This is a genomic window from Vibrio sp. R10-SG-ISO4, assembly GCF_059834135.1.
The window spans coordinates 166,855-186,585 of the sequence record NZ_JCBDHJ010000022.1 but is presented as its reverse complement, the minus strand read 5'-3'; the positions used below and the strand labels follow the sequence as shown (position 1 = coordinate 186,585).

The window sequence follows — 19,731 nt, the reverse complement described above, 5'->3', positions numbered from 1 at the left end:
GCTGGTGGATATTCGAGTGTTGGATCATTTTGTGGTCGGGGATGGGGACGTGGTCTCGTTTGCGGAGAGGGGGTGGTTGTGAACGGAGAGAGGCGAGTTCCTAGTTCCTAGAGGGGAGGGTGAGAGTGGATTTTGAGCGGTTGAAGGTGTGGCAGAAGAGCATGTTGATATGTGAGCGTGTTCATGAGTTGTTTCGTGGAAGCAATGAGTTTGCCTTGAAGGATCAAATTTTCCGTTCTGCTCTATCCATACCATCTAATATTGCTGAAGGTGAAGAGCGCTTTTCAGCGAAAGAGGCGATTCGGTTCTTGTATATAGCTAAGGGCTCTGCTGGTGAGCTATTAACACAGCTTATCTTGTCTCACCGGCTCGGCATTATTGAGACCAGGGATTTTACGCAATTGGAGGCTTCCATCAGAGAGGTAAGCAAGATGATAGCAGGCTTGATTAGAAGCAAATCAGGCGCGCTTAGGTAACGAATTATTTTCTAGGAACTAGGCACTAGGCACTAGGCACTCTTTCTTTCTGTGATTTTGTTTAACTTTTAGTTGTCCACCCCCCGAATTCTGCTACAATCCCCCGACATTTTTTGAACTATTATCAGCTCTGCCTAAAAAAGATCACGAAAACCTGTAAAAAGGATCTGTTCGGGTCTTGAGCAATGCTACTCAAGTTAGTATAATGCGCGACCTTTGATAGCCTTGTATGGGTTTCCATAGCGGTATAAGACCTCGAAATTCTTTTGAGAATAGCTTCTTTGAGAACTAGAGAGGTTCGGCCACCAAGGTTGATATCGAGCTGAAACGATTTTGGAGAAGACATTCATGTCACGAGTATGCCAAGTAACTGGTAAGCGTCCAGTAACGGGTAACAACCGTTCACACGCACGCAATGCTACTAAGCGTCGTTTTCTGCCGAACCTACAAACTCATCGTTTCTGGGTAGAGAGCGAAAAACGTTTTGTTAAACTACGCCTATCTGCAAAAGGTATGCGCATCATCGACAAGAAAGGTATTGATACCGTTCTTGCTGATATCCGTGCAAACGGCGAAAACGTTTAAGAGGAAATAGACAATGGCAAAGAAAGGCGTACGTGAGAAAATCCGTCTAGTATCTTCTGCTGATACTGGTCACTTCTACACGACTGATAAGAACAAGCGTAACATGCCTGGCAAATTCGAGATCAAAAAGTTTGATCCTGTAGTTCGCAAGCACGTTATGTACAAAGAAGCGAAAATCAAGTAATTGATGCTTTTTTGAGTTCCCACAGGGAACCGTGAATAGAAACCCAATCATAGCAATATGGTTGGGTTTTTTATTGCCTATGATTTACACTTCCCATAACCCATAACCCATAACCCATAACCCATAACCCATAACCCATAACCCATAACCCATAACCCATAACCCATAACCCATAACCCATAACTGGATACCCCTATGCCTCGAGCTTCCATTGCTAAACGCCGCCGTTGGAACAACTGGCTTATCCTTGGCATCATCGCCTTTATGGTGATTCTCAATGCCCCGTCGCTCATCAAAGCGTACTTAATTGGCGAGCCCTCGACGCCGGCCGCGTCGGATGCATCACTATCGAGCGAATCGCAGACGGCGCTGCCCAAATTACCCAAGCTACTCAACCCTAATTACCCTGTCAGCGCGCTCTATTACCGCGGCGTGGAAATTGAGCTCAAAGACGGCAAATTGGTCTCCAACGTAAAATTGAAAGACGACGTCCCGCCGCCAGACATCATCGAGCGCTGGCGCTCGATTGAAGGGACATTGGTATCGCCAGAGAATTTCGACACCATGCAAGCCAGTCTCGGCAATCCAGAAACCATCGAAGTCTGGTATCAGGGCTTAGATGAGCCCCACCGCATCACGCTGTACAAAACCGAACAATTTTGGCTACTAAAAAACTGGCAAGACGATTGGATCGCGATCACCGTGGATCCCGACTTCCTCCAGCCGCGGTATTGACAAAACTTAGCCGCCCCCAGACCATAACCCATAACCCATAACCCATAACCCATAACCCATAACCCATAACCCATAACCCATAACCTATGCCAGAATTACCTGAAGTCGAAGTGAGCCGTATGGGAATTTCACCCCACCTAATCGGCCAAACCGTCGCCAAAATCACCATTCGAACGCCTAAATTGCGTTGGGCGATCCCTGCAGAGCTGGCTCAACTCGAGGGGCAAGTGATTCAAACCATTACTCGACGCGCCAAATATCTGCTGATTGAAACTCAAGTGGGCTGCGCTATTGTGCATTTGGGCATGTCTGGCTCGCTGCGAGTGTTGGATGCTGAGATCCCGGCAGGTAAACATGATCACGTGGATCTCAAACTCTCAAATGGAAAAGTGCTGCGCTACAACGATCCGCGCCGCTTTGGGGCGTGGCTATGGAGTGAGGATGGGCAACATGCCGTACTCGCCAACAGCGGCCCTGAGCCACTGACCGAGGCATTTAATGCCGAGTACTTGCTAGAAAAAGCCGCCAACAAACGTGTTGCGGTAAAGCAGTTTATTATGGACAACAAAGTCGTGGTCGGAGTGGGCAATATTTACGCCAATGAGTCGCTGTTTAGTGCTAAAATCCACCCCAGCCGAACGGCTGGCAGCTTATCTCTGCCAGAGTGGCAGCAACTGGTTGGCGACATCAAAGCCGTACTGGCGACCGCCATCAAACAAGGCGGCACAACGCTAAAAGATTTCGCCCAAGCCGACGGCAAGCCCGGCTACTTTGCCCAAGAGCTACAAGTCTACGGCAGAGCCGGAAAGCCCTGCCCAACCTGCGGCGAGCCAATTGAAGAGCTCAAAATTGGGCAGAGGAATACGTTTTATTGTGGTGGGTGTCAGGTGTAGCGGCTGGCTTACCCAATCCGCCAACGCAGCGGTTTGTAGTTCGAACTCAGTTTACCGAGGTGGTAGAGGTTGGTAGCGAGGTTAAGCGTCATGTTCATCAACTTATGCAAAATCTTCATCAAGGCAATAAAGTAGTTTTTCTTCCCTTTTCGCTTACGATTGCCAATGATCGATGGTTTGTTTCCGCCCCAAAGCCCCGCTTGGCAAACACCAAAAATGGGTTGTTTGTGAATCCATGTGTTGCGTAAAAACACATCGACCGGGTAATCAAAGTGCTCGCTATGGTCGATAAACGCCTGAGCCGTTTTGGGTGAAATCGCGTAGGCCGTCATACACTGTGGCACTTTGAGGTATTTCACCAGTCTTTGCTCTCCGTAGTCACGAACAGGGTAGAACATATCGTGGTTATCTGCGTTTTCAATACGAATGTAGCCACACGTCTCAATGTGTTCTTTCGCGATGTCGAGCGTTTTCAGATAAGTGTCAGGTTCGATGTCAAAGTCATCTTCATAGACGATAATAGGCTCGTTGAGCTCAACGCACTTTTGCCACATGAGATAGTGACTGGCATAGCATCCCACTTCGCCAATGGCGGCAGGCCTACCCATTCGGCGTTCAAAGTGTGTGTATCGAATTCTATCGAGTAAAGGGTCCTGATCGGTTCGGGCATCCACACCGAGAAAAAAGTCGCAGTTGAGCTGTGCCTTTTTAAGCACTTTGGTTGTGTATTCTTGTCTGTCTTGGCAAGAGTGAAGAGTGATACAGAATGCTTGCATGAGTATGTGTTTGTCTTGTTGTGCGTGTGTCTATAGCCTATAGAGAAAGTATTTCGGCTTAGTAAAATATAAGCACGCTCATATAGGAAAGTGAATCGTATTGGTTTTTTTTATGGTAGTGTTGAGGTCGAAGAAAACCTTGAAACTTGGTAGACTGTTTAGAACATATTTATAATAATGTCGATAGAAAAGCCCAATAAAAAAGATGTAAATCAAATTATTAGTGAAAGGGCGAGAATATGAGTGTAAGCAGTGAATAAATTAGAAATGATAAATTCAATCAGGCTATGTTTGTTTTTTATGACATTGGGCTGGTTTTTTTCTGGCATGATATGGATGTATCAGGGCAGTAAGCCTTTGGTGGGGTTTGTTGTCGTTCTCCTCCTATCATCACTTCCCTGGTTAAAAGGGAATGCTAAAGCGCTGTTTGATGGTGGGCCTTATAATCGTTGGTTACATCTTCTTTTCATAACCCCACTATTTATTGTCGGGTCTTATCTCACTTACGGCGCCAGTAGCCAAGAATTACGATCTCTGCTTGTGGCTTGTGGCTTGTGTCTTTTTGTTTGTGATAAAAGATATGAAATTGTCACTTAGGCATCTTCAAACCTTATTGTTTATCTCTTCAATCAGTGCCTTTATTTTGACGGTTTACTTTGTCTATATTCTTCAAGTTGACCGAATGGGATTACCGACCAATCCGATCCCTCTGGCCTCTCACTATTCGTTACTCATTTTACTGGCATTGGCGATGACTCAAATCCAATACCAAGATAAAAACCGTGTTGTCTTGTATGCAGCCGCGGCCTTATGTGGCTTTGCACTCATGTATACCGAATCGAGAGGGCCTATATTGGCCTGTGTCGCGGTGGTTGTGTTGTTGTTTAGCCTTAGATTGTGGCGCCAGTTTTGTCTTAAACAGTTCTTAATATTGATCGCTATTGCCTCTCTAGCAGGCATAGCGGCAATGTATTTGTTAGCGGAGCGTATTGACTATACATTGGGTGAGGTTGATCGTATTGCGCGCGGGGATTTAGACTCCTCTATTGGACTTCGCTTGCAAATGTACGCTGCCGGGTGGGAAATTTTTAAGAACCACCCTTGGCTCGGTGTTGGCCGGATTTTACCTGAGCATGTTGATGGAATTAACCTGACAGAACTCGGTTATCGTTTTGTTACGAACGCTCATCTACACAATAACTTCATTGATAAGCTCGCTTCCTCTGGTCTAGCTGGTTTCACATTGTTAACTTTAGCCCTAGGTTTACCCTGTTACTTTGCTTATCGGTTAGTCTCACCTTATCGGGCTCTTCTTGTTGCACCCTGTGTGCTTTATACTTTCCTTTGCTTGTTGGATTCACCGTTTAAAAATGGTGATACGGCGGTACTCTATTTTGTTACTATAGGCTTACTACTTAGAGTGATAAGCACAGAAAATGAAAATTCTCTACTACCTGAAACACCTGTGTCTTGAGTGTACGCCAAAACCCTATTTTAACCATGTTGCCCAGACGCTTGCTCGGCGACATAGTGATTCTATGAGTGATATTGAACAGCGAGTCAATTACTACACCAAGGGACTGACCTCGTTCACTTTGCCCCAAAACTGCACGGCGATTTCGGAGTACAAGCGTAAAGGTTACACGTCGTATTACTTCGATCTTAAAGAGTTTCTCCACTACTTCCCCAAGCATTTTCGGTTCGCCTACTATTTTGGTGACGAAACGCACATTGAACCTATCCCAACTTTATTTAAAGCTCGCCCGATAGCAGGGAAGAACAGTAACTCCGTTTTATTTAAGCTCGATAAGCGCCGCCACTTTCGCTTTGTGGACGACAAACTTCGTTTCGCGGAAAAGAAAGATATGGCGGTGTTTCGTGGTGCCGTCACGCAGCCGCATCGAATCCGCTTTATGAAGGCGATGTTTGAACACCCTCGCGTCGATGCTGGGCAGTCGAATCCATCAGACGAGCACCCAGAATGGCAGAAGCCTTTTATGTCGGTCGAAGAGCAGCTTCAGTACAAGTTTTTGATTTGCTTGGAAGGCAATGATGTAGCTTCAAACCTGAAATGGGCGATGTCTTCGAATTCTGTGGTCATCACGCCTAAGATGAAATATGAAACGTGGTTTATGGAAGGGACGCTTGAGCCGGGCGTGCATTATATTGAAGTCAAAGACGATTGGTCAGACTTTAATGAAAAGATAGAGTACTACTTGGCGAACCCTGAGAAAGCAGAACAGATCGTTAAGAACGCTCATGCCTATATCAAACCATTTCAAGATGAAGAACTTGAAAAACTAGTGTGTATTAAGACACTTGAGCGATATTTCGAATTGTCTGGCCAGCTCGATAAGAAAGCGGACTGAGAAAGAGTAAGCAATGAAGATACTGATAATTGGCCCATCATGGGTGGGCGATATGGTGATGTCGCAGGGGTTATACATTGAGTTAATGCGACAATACCCTAAGGCGAAGATCGACGTTCTCGCCCCCGCTTGGTGCAAACCGATTTTAGAGCGAATGCCGCAAGTGAACCACGCACTTGAGATGCCACTGGGTCACGGTCAGTTTGATTTGGCGACGCGCTACCGGTTAGGAAAATCACTAAAAAAGAACGCCTACGACGCCGCCTATGTGCTGCCCAACTCAGCAAAGTCGGCTCTCATTCCCTTTTTCGCAGGCATTAAACGACGCGTGGGTTGGAAGGGTGAAATGCGCTACGGGTTACTCAATGACATCCGCAGTAACAAGAAAGCGTTTCAATACATGCTTGAGCGCTATGTTGCGCTTGCTCACCCAAAGAGTGAGATGACGGGGAGCGGATGTTTAGGTGCTTTGCAAGATTTACCTTACCCTCACTTAACGGTGGTGCCTGAGGCTCAATCGCAAGCCATGCACGCTTTGGGGCTCAATCGAGAGCGCCCAATTTTAGGGTTGTGCCCCGGCGCAGAATTTGGCCCGGCGAAGCGCTGGCCAGATCAACATTTTGCTACCGTTGCGGCTGAGATGATTGGCCGGGGGTATCAGGTGTGGTTGTTTGGCTCAGCGAAAGACCGAGAAGTCACCGAACAAATCATTCAGCAGGTCCCAAAAGAGAAGCAAGGCCACTGTTTCAACTTAGCCGGAAATACCAGTCTTATTCAGGCGGTGGATCTTATTGGCGCGTGCCACACCGTCGTGAGTAATGACTCTGGCCTTATGCACGTTGCCGCGGCAGTGGGTTGCAATGTCGTCGCGGTGTATGGGTCGAGTTCACCGAAATACACGCCGCCACTGACCCAAAAACTGGCAATACTTAATACGGATATTGATTGCCGTCCGTGTTTTGAACGTACCTGTCCCAAGCAGCATCTTAAGTGCTTGGTTGAGCTTGATCCCCAGCGAGTGATCAGTGCCATTCACCAGTTTGATGGCGGCCACTCTCAAGCCGAGCGTTTGATTTGATGCGAGCTCTCTACACTCTGCTTCTTGCGTTAGTCAGCCCACTGTTACTTTGGGGGCTGTATCGAAAAAGGCCAAACAAACCCGAATTCGGCCCTCGCTGGAAAGAGCATTTTGGTGTTACCCCGCCGCTTGCTGAGGATGAAAAAACCTCTAGCGGCGTGATTTGGGTGCATGCCGTCTCTGTAGGCGAGGTGTTGGCGAGCAAAAAACTGGTATTGACACTCAAACAGCGTTACCCCAACAAGCGCGTTCTTGTCACCACCACCACCAGTACTGGCGCTGAACAAGTGGCGAAGATGGGTGTAGAGCATCGCTATATGCCGATCGATTTTCCGTGGTGCGTGAATCGTTTTCTTACTACAGTTCAACCAGACATCATGTTGATCATTGAAACAGAACTGTGGCCGAATACGATTAGTGTTGTTTCTGAGCGACAAATACCGATCGTTTTGGTGAATGGTCGATTATCTGAAAAGTCGTTCAGCAACTACAAAAACTTGAGTTGGCTGATGCGTCCTATTTTTAGGCGCCTTAATCAGGTTCTAGCCATACATGACGATGACAAAGAACGTTTTTTACAGCTGGGAGTGGTTAGTGCTAGAACGGCAGGATCACTCAAGTATGATGTTACTGTACCTCAAGATGTGAAGCTCAAAAGTGAGCAATTAAGGGATCAGCTTGGCCTGCATCGCCGTGTATTTATCGCTGCCAGCACTCATCAAGGTGAAGACGAAATTATCATCCAGGCCTTTAAGAAAGCGAAAGAGTCGGTGCCTGAGTTATTGTTGATCCTTGTTCCCCGTCACCCAGAGCGTTTCGATGATGTTGCCAGTTTAGTCGAAACGAGCGAACTGAATTTGGTTCGTAGGAGTAGGTCGAAGCAATTGGGCTATTTAGCGAGTAGTGTTGATGTATATCTTGGTGATAGCATGGGGGAAATGCTCTTGCTCATGGGCGCTAGCGACCTTGTCTTTATGGGGGGGAGTTTGATCGGAAAAAAGGTGGGCGGTCACAATTTTATTGAACCCGCTTTGCTAAAGAAACCGATTATTACAGGTCCGAGTTATTACAATTTTGAAGATATGGCACATCAATTACAGAAAATACATGCTCTGGTGGTTGTTGATAGTGCCGATGAGTTAACTAGACTTGTAATGGATAAAAAAGCTTGGACTTCCTTTTCAGAAGTGGATTTGAGTAAGTGGTTAAGCAGTAATCAAGGCGCGTTAATGCGTTCAATTTCAGTAATTAATGATATTTTAAATAAACATGAAAATTAATAAAGTAAATAGCATAATAGCATCAATTGCTTTTATGTATCCCACGCTGTCTTTTTTAGGACATAAAGGCATACTACTCGTTCTTATTAGTTTGTTTTTTATTTCTATTTATACCTTGGTTCGACGAGATAATCATCGTATTGATGGTTTTAAACCTATGGTGATTGTACTATTTAGTGCGGTTATTATTTCTTTGCCCAACGTTATTTTGGATGGAGGGCGGTTAGCTGCATTAGATGCGCCCTCTAGATACCTTATCTCAGCTATCGTTTTATTTGCTCTGGTTTGGAAAAAAATATCCATCGATGCTGTTATTAAAGGTGTTTATTTTTCTAGTGTGATTGCTTTCTTAGTGTTTCCTGTTTTCTTGCTTTATATTAATGGTCATGAGCGCTATGGAACAGTTTTATTAGGGGAAACGGTGAACATTCTTTCCGTGGCATATTTTTCAATCATATATATGAATATGTCCTTAGTTGGTTCTTTGTACTATTTAGATAAAGGGAATAGGATATGCTCAGCGTTGGGAGTGTTTTCTTTTATACTGTTTCTTTTGGTTGGGTTAGGCTCTGGCTCTAAGGTTGTACTTCTAGGCCTTGTTGTATCTTTGCCACTACTCGGTATGATGTTTTTGACGTTAAACAGAAAACTGCGTTGGTTAGTTTTCAGTGTTGCTTTTGTCACTCTTTTTGTTGGCTTACAAGCGATGAAAAACACCAGTATTTATCAGAGAGCAGTTAATGATGTTCAGATGCTGGGAACAGACAATCAGACATCAACTAATTTACGCATTGAAATGTTAAAGTCAGGCGTATACAGTTTTCTGGAGTCGCCATTGTTTGGTTTGGGTTACAATCAGAGAATAGAATTTCAAAATGAGCTTGTAGAAAAGGGGAGAGTGAACCTAAATCTAGGAACAGATGGTAAGCACTCATTACATAATGAGATTGTCAATAGTGCCGCAAAAAAAGGTCTAATTGGAATCGCCTTTATACTTGCAATATATATAGTGCCACTTGTTCTGAGTTATAGACTTTACAAGCATAATTCGAGAAATCGGATGCCCTATTTTATGATGTTAAGTTTTGTTGCATCTTTGGTGGTGATTGGATTCACCGAATCACCAATTATGGGAGCATCGACCTCATCATTTATTGGAATGTGGATAGTTGTTTTGTGCTTAACATTTTTCAGGGGAAAAGACGACAATTGCTAGGTCAGCAAGGTATAGCTTTCAACTATTTTTCCATAAATGTTACCGTTTTCTTGATGGATACTTTCCTTGATAAAGGATCTCTTTAGCCTATTCAAATTCCCTTGCTTCCAAGAGTCACCAGACTGTTGGAAGCACTTATCAAAATCTATAATCCAAACGGTCTTATTTTCATCGATGAGAATGTTATGAACATTTAAATCGGTATGATTGACACCCACATCGTGCATTTTCCGAATTTCTTGCCCCACGGAATGCAGTGTCGATTCGCAAACATTATTGTCACTAAGTAGTGAGGCTAGCGATTTGGCACCGATAATACGCTGAGTAATAATATCCGCTTGATAAGATAGGCAAGACTTGACTACTCTTGCTGCAACGGGCTTCGGCACGTTTACCCCATGTTCAGCAAGGTGTTTAAGCACTTGTAACTCTTGTAGGTTTCGAAGCTTTGCTTCTCCGAAGTAGAGAAAACGGTCATTGATGACTTTGCCCAACAGCCCGCCACGATAGTAATGACGAATGGCATACTCAGCGAGCTCCCCTTGCACAAACCATGTCACGCCTCGGCCTTTTGCATAGCCGGTGATAGCGTCTTGGCTGCGCCAAAAATCGATATTGAAAGCGTCACTGACATTTTCTTTCAGTAGTGAAGTATCGTACCAGTATAAATGGTCGCCTTGGATTTGCTTGGTTAGCATGCTGAGTTACGTATTGATCGGGGTTTGTGGCATACTAACATCTCAAGAAAAGAGATAGGAAATAAAACTTCATGGCTCGAATGCTCGCCAATGTGCCACCATCGGGAGAGGGGCTAAACATACTTTTGGTACTGACGCGTTATCTAGGGGACACCTTGCTGATGACGGGCGTTATTCGTAGCCTGCGCCATGCCTACCCGAAAGCTCATATTTGCGCATTGGTGGCGAATAAAGGTAAGTTTGCACTCCAAGGTAATACAGACCTTGATGAGTTATTGGTGATCAGTGATAAGTTCTCCATGAAAGAACTCCTGACGTTGTTACCTAAGCATTTTCGCCGCTACGATTGGGTGATTAATGATAAGCCATCGGGCAAATGTGAGACATTTGCATTTTTCTTTGGAAAACTGGGGCGAAAGAAGCATTGGCAAGCCCGAGTCATCGATCAGAAAAGAGCGGGAACCTGGCGCTCAAAACCGCCATTTTGTCACCACAGTGTGATGGATGATGATGACACGGAGCACCGAATAGTTAGAGGGTCGAGATTGTTGCAATCCTTAGGGAATCAACAACAGACAGGTGTTTGGGCGCCGACCGAGGAGCTGCCTTTTACCTTGTCTAAACCCTATTGGGTGTTACATATACCGGCCTCGAATGATCTAAAACAGTGGCCCATTGAGTCTTGGGCTCAGCTAATACGGTGGTTGGTTGAGCATCAGTTTGCTGTCGCGCTCACTGGCTCTCCAGCACAGAGAGACAAGCAGCTGGTTTCAAGTGTTATGAAGTTACTTGGGAAAGTAGAGAATGTAAAGGATCTCTCCGGACAGCTATCCATTGCCCAAATGGCGACGCTAATTGAAAAGAGTGCGGGCTATATTGGTCCGGATGGAGGCACAACGCATTTAGCTTCGGCGTTTAACGTGCCGATTGTCGCCATCTTTAATAAGCATAACGCGGCAATGTGGGCGCCATGGCCGTATCAACTCTCTGTTGAAGCTTATATGTCGACGCCGTTCAAGAATGAACTACCATCTCAGACATTACGCAATGTCACCGTCCTTCAGCCTGATAAAGCATCTCATTTAGTATCAATAGATGCCGTCATCACTTGTATTAAAGAGCAAACGATATCATGAAAGTGAGCTTAATTGTCACAACCTATAATTGGAAAGAAGCGTTAGAAGCGGTACTTAATAGTGTGCGCCAACAAAGCATGTTGCCTGATGAGGTGATCGTTGCTGATGATGGTTCACGTGCTGATACTAAAGACCTAATTGACCGTTTAGCGTCACAATTTCCCATACCTCTTATTCATAGTTGGCAAAAAGATGACGGTTTTAGGGCTGCTGAAAGTCGAAATCGAGCGATGGCAAAGGCCCGTGGTGACTATCTGATCATTATTGATGGTGACATAGTCTTGCCCTCGTTTTTTATTGAAGATCATGTTAGGAGCGCGCGAAAAGGTTACTTCATTCAAGGAGGTCGCGTGCAAATGAATGAGGCACTCTCGAAACGAGTCATTCAGACGGGAGAATTGCCAGGTCTTTTCTCAAGTGGGATCAAAAATCGCAAGAACATGATTCATAGCCCTTTTCTTTCTAGCGTCTTTACCCGTGTATGGAACACCGATCGCTCGACCAGAAGTTGCAATATGTCATTTTGGCGAGAAGATGCCTTAACAGTCAATGGCTTCAATAATGACTTTGTTGGTTGGGGAAGAGAAGACAGTGAATTCGTTAACCGTCTGCTCAATGCAGGGGTTGAAAGGCTGTACCTCAAATTTATGGGGGCGGGTTACCATTTGTTTCACAGTGAGAACTCTCGCGCTTCGCTTCCAGAAAACGATCGGATATTTTCTGATACCGTCAACAACAAACGAGTGCGCTGTATAAATGGTATCGAAAAGTTTTTAAATCATGAGTAAATTTCCCCAATCCATCTGCATTCTGCGCCTCTCCGCCATTGGCGATACCTGCCACGCGTTGGCGGTGGTTCAGCAGATTCAACGCACCTATCCCGATTGCCAGATCACCTGGGTGATGGGAAAAATAGAAGCGCAGCTGTTTGGCGATCTCCCCGGCGTGAGGGTGGTGGAGTTTGACAAAAAGCAAGGCTGGCAGGGGATGAAAGCCGTCTGGAGAGCCTTGAAAGGGGAGCGTTTTGATTATTTACTCCACATGCAAGTGGCACTAAGGGCTAGCTTACTCTCGGCGGGCATTCGCGCGCGCACCAAAGTCGGGTTTAGTTGGGCAAGAGCGAAAGAAGGGCAGTGGTTATTTACCAATAAAAAATTGCCCGCGACTCACGCCGAGCATGTTTTGGATAACTTTGCTGAGTTTGCGCGCTTTCTTGGCTGCCCAGAAGCGCCGCCTAAGTGGTCAATCCTTGTTAGTGAACAAGATAAATCCATCGTGAAGACGCTTGAGCACCCATACTTGGTGATAAGCCCTGCGGCAAGTAAAGACGACAGAAACTGGCTCGCCGAGCGTTACGCGGAGGTGGCCGACTACGCCCATGCGCAAGGGTTGCATATTGTATTGTGTGGCGCGCCAACCGAGCGAGAAAAAGCGCTGGCGCAGAGCATCACTGACAAGATGTCTGTACCTGTGACTAACCTCGTAGGCCAAACCAACCTAAAGGCGCTTACGGCTGTGTTGGCTCGGGCGCATTGTGTGCTCGCCCCTGACTCTGGCCCAGCCCATATTGCCACGACGCAATTGACACCCGTTATCGGGTTATACGCGCACAGCAACCCTAAGAGAACAGGGCCTTACTACAGCCAGCGTTTTGTGGTGTCTGTCTATGAGCAAATTGCGCAGCAGCAATATGGCAAACCGGTTGAGGCGCTGCCTTGGGGTAGCCGAGTCAAAGGTAAGGCCTTGATGGCGCAAATCTCCGTAGAGGAAGTGAAACGCACTTTGGATGATTTGCTCTCACATTATCCAGTTCAGTTCTCACACATACCCACTCCACCGAAGACAGATAAATAAGGACGATGATGCGTATTGCTGTTTACCCAGGTACATTTGATCCGGTTACGAATGGACATTTTGATTTAATTCAACGCGCCGCCAAGATGTTTGATCACTTGGTGGTGGGCGTTGCCGAAAGCCCGAGCAAAAATACCTTGTTTAGCCTTGATGAGCGAGTCGCGTTGCTCAAAGAAACCTGTCAAGGGGTGTGCAATGTCTCTGTTAAAGGGTTTAGCGGCCTATTAGTGGATTTTGCCACTGAGCAAAGCGCCACTATTTTAGTACGCGGGTTACGTACGACGATGGACTTTGAATATGAGTTTGGCCTAACCACTATGTACCGCCGTTTAAAACCCGGGCTAGAAAGTTTGTTTCTCACCCCTTCTGAAGAGTTTGCGTTTCTCTCCTCGACACTGGTAAGAGAAGTCGCGATTCATGGCGGAGAGGTACAAGAGTTTGTGCCTGCTTGCGTGCATCAAGCCATTCTGTCTAAAACCAACCAGACCTCCCATTGATGATGAATATCTTAATTTATACCCAAGCGACTTTGCCGGTAAAAAACTATGGCGGCACCGAACGCGTGATCTGGGATCTTGTGTACGCTCTGCACTTGCTCGGCCACAAGGTGACCTTATTGGCCGGGAAAGGCACGCAGTGTGATTGGGCAACGGTGATTGAGTACCAACCGGATCGCCCGGTCGCAGAGCAACTTCCGCAAAACATCGATGTGGTGCATTTTCATAGCCAGCCGGAGTCCGTGCCCTGCCCCTATGTGATCACCCAACATGGCAACTCGTCAGGCCCAATTGACCGCAATACCATTTTTGTTTCCTCGCAACACGCACAAAACCATGGTGCACAGGCCTTTGTTTACAACGGCTTAAATTGGGACAACTACCTCAAGCCTGACTTGAATGCGAAACGAGAGCGTTTTCATTTCTTGGGTAAGGCCGCGTGGCGAGTGAAGAATGTCCAAGGTGCGATTGATATCACTAAGAAGGCGAATCAGTCTCTCGATGTATTAGGTGGGCACCGTTTGAACTTCAAAATGGGCTTTCGCTGCACGCTCGATAGACACGTGCGCTTTTTAGGCATGGTGGATGACACGACAAAATCTCAGATCATGACTCGCTCTAAAGGGCTGATTTTCCCCGTCACCTGGCATGAGCCGTTTGGTTTGGCGATCACCGAAAGTTTGTATTTTGGCTGCCCAGTATTTGCTACGCCTTATGGCTCTTTGCCGGAGCTTGTTAATGAGCAGGTGGGGGTTTTATCCTCTGATGAGGCCGCGCTGGTAGCGGCGGTGAAAGAGGCTCAGTGCTATCAACCTCACATTTGCCATGAGTACGCGCGTGATCACTTCAATGCCAATGTGATGTCAAAAGCGTACTTGGCGCAGTATGAAAAAGTGGTCAATGGTGAGGTGTTGAACCCAAACCTTGGCGAGATTATTAAAGACTTCAAACGTTTGCCCTACACAAAATAAACAACAAGGGAGCCATCGTGCTCCCTTGTTTGACTAGATAAAGGTTTACCGCTTGATTTGCTTATGTCTATGAGCAGACGAGCGATTAGTAGCCTACGTACGGATCATTACCATCTCGCTGCGTTTTCAACAGCTTTAAGATCCACATATATTGCTCTGGTTTTGGCGTGACGAAGGTTTCGACGACTTCATTCATTGCTCGTGCATCTTGAACATCATCACCGGAAAACTCGGCCATCGGCGGCAAGATCTCAATTTCGTATTGGCCCGTTTGGGTATTGTAACTGGCAAAGGTCGGGACAATTTTTGCTCGGCTGACTTTCGCGAGCTTGCCAAGGCCAGGCAGCGTGGCTTTCTCCGTTGCAAAAAAATCCACAAATACACTTTGCTCAGGCCCGTGGTCTTGATCTGGCAAGTAGTAACCGAGGTAACCGTCTTTTACGGATTTGATAAAGGGTTTAATACCGCCGCTTCTGTCATACACTCGGCCACCGTATTGAACCCGTTGCTTGTGCATCAGCCAGTCTGTCACCGGATTTTTCTGGCTATTGGCCATCGCCGAGACAGGAAAACCGCGCGAGGCCAACAAAATGGCCGGAATATCAATCGCCCAAGAATGAGGCACCAATAAGATGGCACTTTGCCCGTCTTGCTGAAGCTGCTCTAAGTGCTCTAAACCTTCAATGACCGAGTGCTTTTCTAACCACTGTTTACTGCGCAGTGAGATAGCCGCAAACCCAAGTAGAAACGTCCCCGCCGTGAGCAAGCACTGATGCAATATGGCTTCTCGCTCTGCCTCTGAGCGCTCAGGAAAACACAAAGCCAAATTAATTCGCGCTTTTTGCACCGACCCTTTGCGCTTCTTCACCATTTTATCGGCAATAACTCGCGCAATCGCCACTCTCGCCCTATTGGGCAGCAGCGCAATCGGCAACCCGACCAATAACCCAAGCCAAAGCCCCCAATATTTAGGCGCAAGAAACGCTCGGCGAAACGTCGGATTATACGCCTTAGGATCAAAATCGTTTCGAATTGAACTCATAAATACCCGATACTCTTCCAGGAACTAGGAACTAGGAACTAGGAACTAGGCTCTCACCCATTACCCACAACCCACAACCCACAACCCACAACCCATCACCCGTTACTTATTCACCAACCCCATATACTCCGCGACCCCTTCCGCCACCGTCTTAAACGCATGCTCACAGCCCGCTGCGCGCAGTTTTGTTAGATCCGCTTGAGTGTACTCTTGGTACGCGCCTTTCAAATGCTCTGGGAACGGAATCGTCTCAATCTCGCCCTTGCCGTGGTACTTGATCACGGCTTTTGCTACTTCTTGGAAAGATTCCGCATTACCCGTACCCAGGTTAAAAATGCCCGAGACGCCATGCTCAAAGAACCACAAGTTCACTGCCGCCACATCACCGACGTAGACGAAGTCACGCTTAAAGTGCTCGCTACCGGCGAACAGTTTCGGGTTTTCACCGGCGTTCATTTGGTTGTTGAGGTGGAACGCGACAGAGGCCATCGAGCCTTTGTGCTGCTCACGCGGGCCGTAGACGTTGAAATAGCGGAATCCTGTCACTTGAGAGAGTGTCTCGCCGTGAGCTTTGGCATCTTCCCACACGCGTCTTACGTAGTTATCAAATTGCTGTTTGGAGTAGCCATACACATTGAGTGCGCCTTCGTACTCTTTCTCTTCAATAAAGGTGTCGGTCTCACCGTAGGTGGCCGCTGAGGAGGCGTAAAGAAACGGGATCTCTCTATCTAGGCAGTAGTGCAGCAGCTCTTTGGAATACTCGTAGTTGTTGAGCATCATGTACTTGCCATCCCACTCAGTGGTCGCCGAGCATGCGCCTTCATGGAAGATGGCTTCAATCGGGCCAAAGTTCTCACCCGCCATGATCTGAACAAGAAAGTCGTCTCTATCCATGTAATCAGCAATATCCAGATCCACCAAGTTCTGAAACTTTTTGCCGTTCTTCAGGTTATCGACCACCAAAATATCGTTAATACCTTGCTCATTCAGCGCCTTGACAATATTACTGCCAATCATGCCCGCGCCACCCGTTACGATGATCATACGTTTGTTTACCTCAGCCTAGAAATTGTTCGTTATGGGCGAAGTATATCAGGTACTGGGGATAAGTTCCTAGTTCCTAGAACCTAGTTCCTAGAGGGTGTGTGGGGGGATTGCGTCAAAAAGGTAAAGCCCCAGAGCGCTGCTTGACGATAGACAAATCCACTTTTACGCATCCAATTCTAGGAACTAGGCACTTGTCTTCCACCAGGAACTCACCTCTAGAAACTCACCTCTAGGAACTAGGAACTTCTTTTCCACTAGGAACTTTTAAGAACTCTTCTTAACCACCCCTCCCGTCAAATACAACCCAATCGCCGCTAAAACCGGATACCCGAACGCCTCATTAATCATCTCGCTGATGGGGTGCCACTCAAAACCGTGCATACAGCCGATCACTACCATCGAATGGAGCAACACATAAGGGATGGTGAACAGCAGCACAATATAACGTTGAACCAATTTAAACGGTTCAAATGCTTTGAGTAGGGCGAGTTTGTGCTTGGCTTTCTCTTCGTTGGTGAAAAACATCGCATCTCCTGTGTCGGTGAGGGCTTCTAGGCTTTTATCGATAAACGACGGGCTACCAAAAATACGGCTCCAAAGGCTCATAGGGTCTCCTTGTTAGTTTGTTTAACCACAGAAACGGATTGGACAGGGTGAAGCACCATTACCGGGCAGGCTTTGTTGGCAAAGGCGTGGTGCGGTTTGACCTGCTCATCGCAAATGTCATGTTCTTGCTGCAGCCGTTCGATTAACGCAAACAGCGCTTTGCGCTGGGCGAGGGTGAAGTTGTCTTGCGCGCCGCCTTGCTCATCACACCCGCCCACCACACAAATGCCGATATTGCCGCGGTTGTGGCCGCGCACATGGGCGCCGATGTGTGACAGCGGGCGGCCTAGCTCTACGTTCCCGGCGCGCGTGATCACAAAGTGATAGCCAATATCTCGCCACCCTTTTGCCCGATGCCACGCGCGAATGGCTTGGGCTCCAATATCCTGCTCGGCATGGGTCGCGCTGCAATGCACGGTGATCGTGTTTAGGGGGCAGTATGGCTTATGTGCAGGGGTGACGGGTAGTGAGGGGTGGTTTGTTGAAGTTGGGGGCATTGATGTTCCTCATTATGGTAATGGGTAATGGGTAATGGGTAATGGGTTGTGGGTTAGGGTTAGGGTTAGGGTTAGGGGTGTTCGGTGTAGAGGGTGGTGAGCGTGTTGATAAAGGCGTTCATGGCGCGTTCGAGCGCTTGCAGATCCGCACCGGTTTGTTTGGCAAGGTTTGCCAAATCACAGCCTTTTACCCATAGGGCGTAGGTGAGCTCATAACCTAGTGGCTCTGAGCGTTGGGCCTGGGCAATTAGGGCGATAAACCCCTCACGGCTGATGGGGCTGTGCGGGTAGGTGAACGTGGGGAAATAGATCTCCTCTAGGGTTGGGTCAAAGGGGGAATACACGTAGCAGAGGCGACGAATCGCCCATTCACTGCATTGGTGACACACTGGCATAGCAACTCCCTTCTCAATCAGGAGGCGACACTCTACGCGACATTTCGCCATTAGGGTTGGTGAAATTCTGGTTATTTATACAGCCCGAGAGAGTAAGGGAAAAAATGCGAGCGTGTACAAAATTAGGTGCATATCCAATGAGCCAAAGAATGACTAGGCGTGAGGCGGCTTGCAACCTCACCAATTACTAGGGTATTTCTGCCGTATGGCGAACCCTAATCGGTAAGAGGCTGTTTTGTTTGTTGTTTACATTCCAATAACAAAGCCGAGGAGAGCTCATGAGCCACACCCTAGTCGCCACCCTGATGAAAGCCAAAACCGGATCGCCCATCAGCAAATTGATCTTACTTAAGCTGGCCGATAACGCCGATGTGCACGGCCGCTGCTTTCCCTCTTACCAGTATTTAGCGCTCTATTGCGAAGTCTCGCTGCGCACAGTGAAAGAGCACATCAAACGGTTAGAGGAGCAAGGCTTTCTCGAACTGGTGCATCGCTTTGATAAACGCGGCCGCCAGCGTAGCAACCTGTACCAGCTCTACACCCCTGCCCATTTGCACGTTGAACTAGACGGCACGTGCACCGGAGAGGAAGCAAAGTCTTCACCCTCTCCCCGTGCAGCAGCTGCACCGAGAATCTCCCAATTAGAAATTAATAAAGAGGGTTATAGGCAGGCAGCGCCACCCCTGCGTGCTGTGGATAAGTTAGTCAGCGAGTATCACGCCAAAGGGCAAACCCACCCGTTTGAAGAGCGCATTCAAGGTTTGATCAAAGCACGTAAACGCAGCCGTGCGGACGAGAAAAAGAAAGGGGAGGAGGCATCATGAAACACCGATTATCACTACCTGAGCAGAAACACATTTTAAGCCTGTACATCATCCGCGCCAGCGGCCGACCGCGAGAGTTGCTTGAGGTGCTATTGAGCGCCTACCCTAAACCGATGAGCGGCAGCGAACTCAAACGCGCCCTTAATATGACTGGCGGCCACGCACTCCCCTCTGCGGTGCGCAATGCGGAGATATTTATTGATGTGATAAAGCGTTATGATAGCACCACAAAAAAGACCTATTACCAATTAGATGATCAATGCATTCAAAGGGCCGCAGTGAACCAGCTGATGGATAGTTTAGTTCGCTCATCACCAAGCTAAGCGAAAGGGCATTCAGCAGTTTAATCCCCCTAGTAAATGATGTATTATTTTGCCAAATTTATGCATTGAGTTGATGATAGTTCATTGATTTGGTGAATGTTTCGCAAGTGGGAGCGTGACCTGAGGGCGGTAGCGTTTCTGCGCGGGCGTATGGGGTGGTGGCTATTGGGGCTACTTTGCCCCATTGAGCGAAAACAGAGAGTTAATAAGGGCTGGCGTAAGTTGGCCTGTCTCAAAATCAAAGAAAGT

25 protein-coding genes and 1 pseudogene are annotated in these 19,731 nt (G+C 47.2%); 19 read left to right on the top strand and 7 right to left on the bottom strand.

What is annotated here, in order from left to right; translation table 11 throughout:
• The 6 genes from AC6R03_RS16825 to mutM all read left to right on the top strand — a co-directional run.
• Positions 1 to 82: JAB domain-containing protein (locus tag AC6R03_RS16825; RefSeq protein ID WP_500653677.1), on the top strand; the 82-nt coding region annotated here is incomplete at its 5' end.
• Positions 83 to 125: 43 nt separating this feature from the next.
• Positions 126 to 476: a four helix bundle protein gene (locus tag AC6R03_RS16820; RefSeq protein WP_500631400.1), complete on the top strand. Its 351-nt coding sequence runs from the start codon at positions 126 to 128 to the stop codon at positions 474 to 476.
• A 348-nt stretch (positions 477 to 824) separates the two neighbouring features.
• Complete coding sequence (gene rpmB / locus AC6R03_RS16815; RefSeq protein ID WP_334554869.1) at positions 825 to 1,061, top strand: 50S ribosomal protein L28; 237 nt, start codon at positions 825 to 827, stop codon at positions 1,059 to 1,061.
• A gap of 13 nt (positions 1,062 to 1,074) precedes the next feature.
• Entirely contained in the window at positions 1,075 to 1,245 is a 171-nt protein-coding gene (rpmG, locus tag AC6R03_RS16810) for a 50S ribosomal protein L33 (protein ID WP_260260108.1), read from the top strand.
• Between the two features lie 195 nt (positions 1,246 to 1,440).
• A complete protein-coding gene (locus AC6R03_RS16805; RefSeq protein WP_500631399.1) occupies positions 1,441 to 1,980 on the top strand; it encodes a hypothetical protein in 540 nt (179 codons plus the stop codon).
• Positions 1,981 to 2,066: 86 nt separating this feature from the next.
• Entirely contained in the window at positions 2,067 to 2,873 is an 807-nt protein-coding gene (mutM, locus tag AC6R03_RS16800) for a bifunctional DNA-formamidopyrimidine glycosylase/DNA-(apurinic or apyrimidinic site) lyase (protein ID WP_500631398.1), read from the top strand.
• An 8-nt stretch (positions 2,874 to 2,881) separates the two neighbouring features.
• On the opposite strand, the gene AC6R03_RS16795 is transcribed toward mutM, so the two are convergent.
• Positions 2,882 to 3,649, bottom strand: coding sequence for a glycosyltransferase family 25 protein (locus AC6R03_RS16795; RefSeq protein ID WP_500631397.1), 768 nt, complete (start codon positions 3,647 to 3,649; stop codon positions 2,882 to 2,884).
• A gap of 252 nt (positions 3,650 to 3,901) precedes the next feature.
• Here AC6R03_RS16795 and AC6R03_RS16790 point away from each other — a divergent pair, with 252 nt between their 5' ends.
• The 6 genes from AC6R03_RS16790 (at position 3,902) to AC6R03_RS16765 (ending at position 9,592) form a co-directional block, all read left to right on the top strand.
• Complete coding sequence (locus tag AC6R03_RS16790; RefSeq protein WP_500631396.1) at positions 3,902 to 4,246, top strand: hypothetical protein; 345 nt, start codon at positions 3,902 to 3,904, stop codon at positions 4,244 to 4,246.
• Positions 4,230 to 5,123 carry an O-antigen ligase family protein gene (locus tag AC6R03_RS16785; RefSeq protein WP_500631395.1) on the top strand — a complete coding sequence of 298 codons (894 nt, stop codon included), beginning with the start codon at positions 4,230 to 4,232 and terminating at the stop codon, positions 5,121 to 5,123. Before AC6R03_RS16790 ends, AC6R03_RS16785 begins: the two co-directional genes overlap by 17 nt.
• Before the next feature lie 64 nt (positions 5,124 to 5,187).
• Positions 5,188 to 6,018, top strand: a complete 831-nt coding sequence (locus AC6R03_RS16780) for a glycosyl transferase family 90 (protein WP_500631394.1) — start codon at positions 5,188 to 5,190, stop codon at positions 6,016 to 6,018.
• Between the two features lie 13 nt (positions 6,019 to 6,031).
• Positions 6,032 to 7,096 (top strand): lipopolysaccharide heptosyltransferase II, encoded by a 1,065-nt coding sequence (gene waaF / locus AC6R03_RS16775; RefSeq protein ID WP_500631393.1) that lies wholly within the window; start codon positions 6,032 to 6,034, stop codon positions 7,094 to 7,096.
• A complete protein-coding gene (waaA, locus tag AC6R03_RS16770) occupies positions 7,096 to 8,376 on the top strand; it encodes a lipid IV(A) 3-deoxy-D-manno-octulosonic acid transferase (protein ID WP_500631392.1) in 1,281 nt (426 codons plus the stop codon). The genes waaF and waaA overlap by 1 nt, the downstream gene beginning before the upstream one ends.
• Positions 8,366 to 9,592: an O-antigen ligase family protein gene (locus AC6R03_RS16765; protein ID WP_500631391.1), complete on the top strand. Its 1,227-nt coding sequence runs from the start codon at positions 8,366 to 8,368 to the stop codon at positions 9,590 to 9,592. Before waaA ends, AC6R03_RS16765 begins: the two co-directional genes overlap by 11 nt.
• Here the strand turns inward: AC6R03_RS16765 and AC6R03_RS16760 are convergent.
• Positions 9,589 to 10,290 carry a 3-deoxy-D-manno-octulosonic acid kinase gene (locus tag AC6R03_RS16760; RefSeq protein ID WP_500631390.1) on the bottom strand — a complete coding sequence of 234 codons (702 nt, stop codon included), beginning with the start codon at positions 10,288 to 10,290 and terminating at the stop codon, positions 9,589 to 9,591. The genes AC6R03_RS16765 and AC6R03_RS16760 overlap by 4 nt on opposite strands.
• A 71-nt stretch (positions 10,291 to 10,361) precedes the next feature.
• Between AC6R03_RS16760 and AC6R03_RS16755 the strand changes: the two genes are divergently transcribed.
• From AC6R03_RS16755 to AC6R03_RS16735, 5 genes are read left to right on the top strand one after another with little or no spacing between them, the layout of a single operon-like run.
• A complete protein-coding gene (locus AC6R03_RS16755; protein ID WP_500631389.1) occupies positions 10,362 to 11,426 on the top strand; it encodes a glycosyltransferase family 9 protein in 1,065 nt (354 codons plus the stop codon).
• Positions 11,423 to 12,214 carry a glycosyltransferase family 2 protein gene (locus AC6R03_RS16750; protein WP_500631388.1) on the top strand — a complete coding sequence of 264 codons (792 nt, stop codon included), beginning with the start codon at positions 11,423 to 11,425 and terminating at the stop codon, positions 12,212 to 12,214. The genes AC6R03_RS16755 and AC6R03_RS16750 overlap by 4 nt, the downstream gene beginning before the upstream one ends.
• Positions 12,207 to 13,280, top strand: coding sequence for a glycosyltransferase family 9 protein (locus AC6R03_RS16745; RefSeq protein WP_500631387.1), 1,074 nt, complete (start codon positions 12,207 to 12,209; stop codon positions 13,278 to 13,280). The genes AC6R03_RS16750 and AC6R03_RS16745 overlap by 8 nt, the downstream gene beginning before the upstream one ends.
• Positions 13,281 to 13,288: 8 nt before the next feature.
• The gene (gene coaD, locus AC6R03_RS16740; RefSeq protein ID WP_500625414.1) at positions 13,289 to 13,777 is read left to right on the top strand and encodes a pantetheine-phosphate adenylyltransferase; all 489 of its coding nucleotides are present in this window, start codon (positions 13,289 to 13,291) and stop codon (positions 13,775 to 13,777) included.
• Positions 13,777 to 14,748, top strand: coding sequence for a glycosyltransferase (locus tag AC6R03_RS16735; RefSeq protein WP_500631386.1), 972 nt, complete (start codon positions 13,777 to 13,779; stop codon positions 14,746 to 14,748). The genes coaD and AC6R03_RS16735 overlap by 1 nt, the downstream gene beginning before the upstream one ends.
• An 85-nt stretch (positions 14,749 to 14,833) precedes the next feature.
• On the opposite strand, the gene lpxM is transcribed toward AC6R03_RS16735, so the two are convergent.
• The 5 genes from lpxM to AC6R03_RS16710 all read right to left on the bottom strand — a co-directional run bounded on the left by lpxM (position 14,834) and on the right by AC6R03_RS16710 (position 18,335).
• Entirely contained in the window at positions 14,834 to 15,790 is a 957-nt protein-coding gene (gene lpxM / locus AC6R03_RS16730; RefSeq protein WP_500631385.1) for a lauroyl-Kdo(2)-lipid IV(A) myristoyltransferase, read from the bottom strand.
• Between the two features lie 102 nt (positions 15,791 to 15,892).
• Positions 15,893 to 16,834 (bottom strand): ADP-glyceromanno-heptose 6-epimerase, encoded by a 942-nt coding sequence (rfaD, locus tag AC6R03_RS16725; RefSeq protein WP_500631384.1) that lies wholly within the window; start codon positions 16,832 to 16,834, stop codon positions 15,893 to 15,895.
• Positions 16,835 to 17,101: 267 nt separating this feature from the next.
• Positions 17,102 to 17,443, bottom strand: a complete 342-nt coding sequence (locus AC6R03_RS16720) for a hypothetical protein (protein WP_500631383.1) — start codon at positions 17,441 to 17,443, stop codon at positions 17,102 to 17,104.
• Complete coding sequence (locus AC6R03_RS16715) at positions 17,440 to 17,940, bottom strand: N-acetylmuramoyl-L-alanine amidase (RefSeq protein ID WP_500631382.1); 501 nt, start codon at positions 17,938 to 17,940, stop codon at positions 17,440 to 17,442. The genes AC6R03_RS16720 and AC6R03_RS16715 overlap by 4 nt, the downstream gene beginning before the upstream one ends.
• A gap of 71 nt (positions 17,941 to 18,011) precedes the next feature.
• Positions 18,012 to 18,335 carry a hypothetical protein gene (locus tag AC6R03_RS16710; protein ID WP_500631381.1) on the bottom strand — a complete coding sequence of 108 codons (324 nt, stop codon included), beginning with the start codon at positions 18,333 to 18,335 and terminating at the stop codon, positions 18,012 to 18,014.
• A gap of 278 nt (positions 18,336 to 18,613) precedes the next feature.
• Between AC6R03_RS16710 and AC6R03_RS16705 the strand changes: the two are divergent.
• Positions 18,614 to 18,898: pseudogene (locus AC6R03_RS16705) on the top strand (helix-turn-helix domain-containing protein); the annotation flags it as partial.
• Positions 18,899 to 19,155: 257 nt separating this feature from the next.
• Positions 19,156 to 19,482, top strand: coding sequence for a hypothetical protein (locus AC6R03_RS16700; protein WP_500631380.1), 327 nt, complete (start codon positions 19,156 to 19,158; stop codon positions 19,480 to 19,482).
• Positions 19,483 to 19,731 lie beyond the last annotated feature (249 nt).

Bases quoted from the DNA above. Each gene is read 5' to 3' on its own strand.
- rpmB (WP_334554869.1), top strand. From the start codon at position 825: ATGTCACGAGTATGCCAAGTAACTGGTAAGCGTCCAGTAACGGGTAAC.
- rpmG (WP_260260108.1), top strand. From the start codon at position 1,075: ATGGCAAAGAAAGGCGTACGTGAGAAAATCCGTCTAGTATCTTCTGCT.
- AC6R03_RS16805 (WP_500631399.1), top strand. From the start codon at position 1,441: ATGCCTCGAGCTTCCATTGCTAAACGCCGCCGTTGGAACAACTGGCTT.
- mutM (WP_500631398.1), top strand. From the start codon at position 2,067: ATGCCAGAATTACCTGAAGTCGAAGTGAGCCGTATGGGAATTTCACCC.
- AC6R03_RS16795 (WP_500631397.1), bottom strand. From the start codon at position 3,649: ATGCAAGCATTCTGTATCACTCTTCACTCTTGCCAAGACAGACAAGAA.
- AC6R03_RS16785 (WP_500631395.1), top strand. From the start codon at position 4,230: ATGAAATTGTCACTTAGGCATCTTCAAACCTTATTGTTTATCTCTTCA.
- AC6R03_RS16780 (WP_500631394.1), top strand. From the start codon at position 5,188: ATGAGTGATATTGAACAGCGAGTCAATTACTACACCAAGGGACTGACC.
- waaF (WP_500631393.1), top strand. From the start codon at position 6,032: ATGAAGATACTGATAATTGGCCCATCATGGGTGGGCGATATGGTGATG.
- waaA (WP_500631392.1), top strand. From the start codon at position 7,096: ATGCGAGCTCTCTACACTCTGCTTCTTGCGTTAGTCAGCCCACTGTTA.
- AC6R03_RS16765 (WP_500631391.1), top strand. From the start codon at position 8,366: ATGAAAATTAATAAAGTAAATAGCATAATAGCATCAATTGCTTTTATG.
- AC6R03_RS16760 (WP_500631390.1), bottom strand. From the start codon at position 10,290: ATGCTAACCAAGCAAATCCAAGGCGACCATTTATACTGGTACGATACT.
- AC6R03_RS16755 (WP_500631389.1), top strand. From the start codon at position 10,362: ATGGCTCGAATGCTCGCCAATGTGCCACCATCGGGAGAGGGGCTAAAC.
- AC6R03_RS16750 (WP_500631388.1), top strand. From the start codon at position 11,423: ATGAAAGTGAGCTTAATTGTCACAACCTATAATTGGAAAGAAGCGTTA.
- AC6R03_RS16745 (WP_500631387.1), top strand. From the start codon at position 12,207: ATGAGTAAATTTCCCCAATCCATCTGCATTCTGCGCCTCTCCGCCATT.
- coaD (WP_500625414.1), top strand. From the start codon at position 13,289: ATGCGTATTGCTGTTTACCCAGGTACATTTGATCCGGTTACGAATGGA.
- AC6R03_RS16735 (WP_500631386.1), top strand. From the start codon at position 13,777: ATGATGAATATCTTAATTTATACCCAAGCGACTTTGCCGGTAAAAAAC.
- lpxM (WP_500631385.1), bottom strand. From the start codon at position 15,790: ATGAGTTCAATTCGAAACGATTTTGATCCTAAGGCGTATAATCCGACG.
- rfaD (WP_500631384.1), bottom strand. From the start codon at position 16,834: ATGATCATCGTAACGGGTGGCGCGGGCATGATTGGCAGTAATATTGTC.
- AC6R03_RS16720 (WP_500631383.1), bottom strand. From the start codon at position 17,443: ATGAGCCTTTGGAGCCGTATTTTTGGTAGCCCGTCGTTTATCGATAAA.
- AC6R03_RS16715 (WP_500631382.1), bottom strand. From the start codon at position 17,940: ATGCCCCCAACTTCAACAAACCACCCCTCACTACCCGTCACCCCTGCA.
- AC6R03_RS16710 (WP_500631381.1), bottom strand. From the start codon at position 18,335: ATGCCAGTGTGTCACCAATGCAGTGAATGGGCGATTCGTCGCCTCTGC.
- AC6R03_RS16700 (WP_500631380.1), top strand. From the start codon at position 19,156: ATGAAACACCGATTATCACTACCTGAGCAGAAACACATTTTAAGCCTG.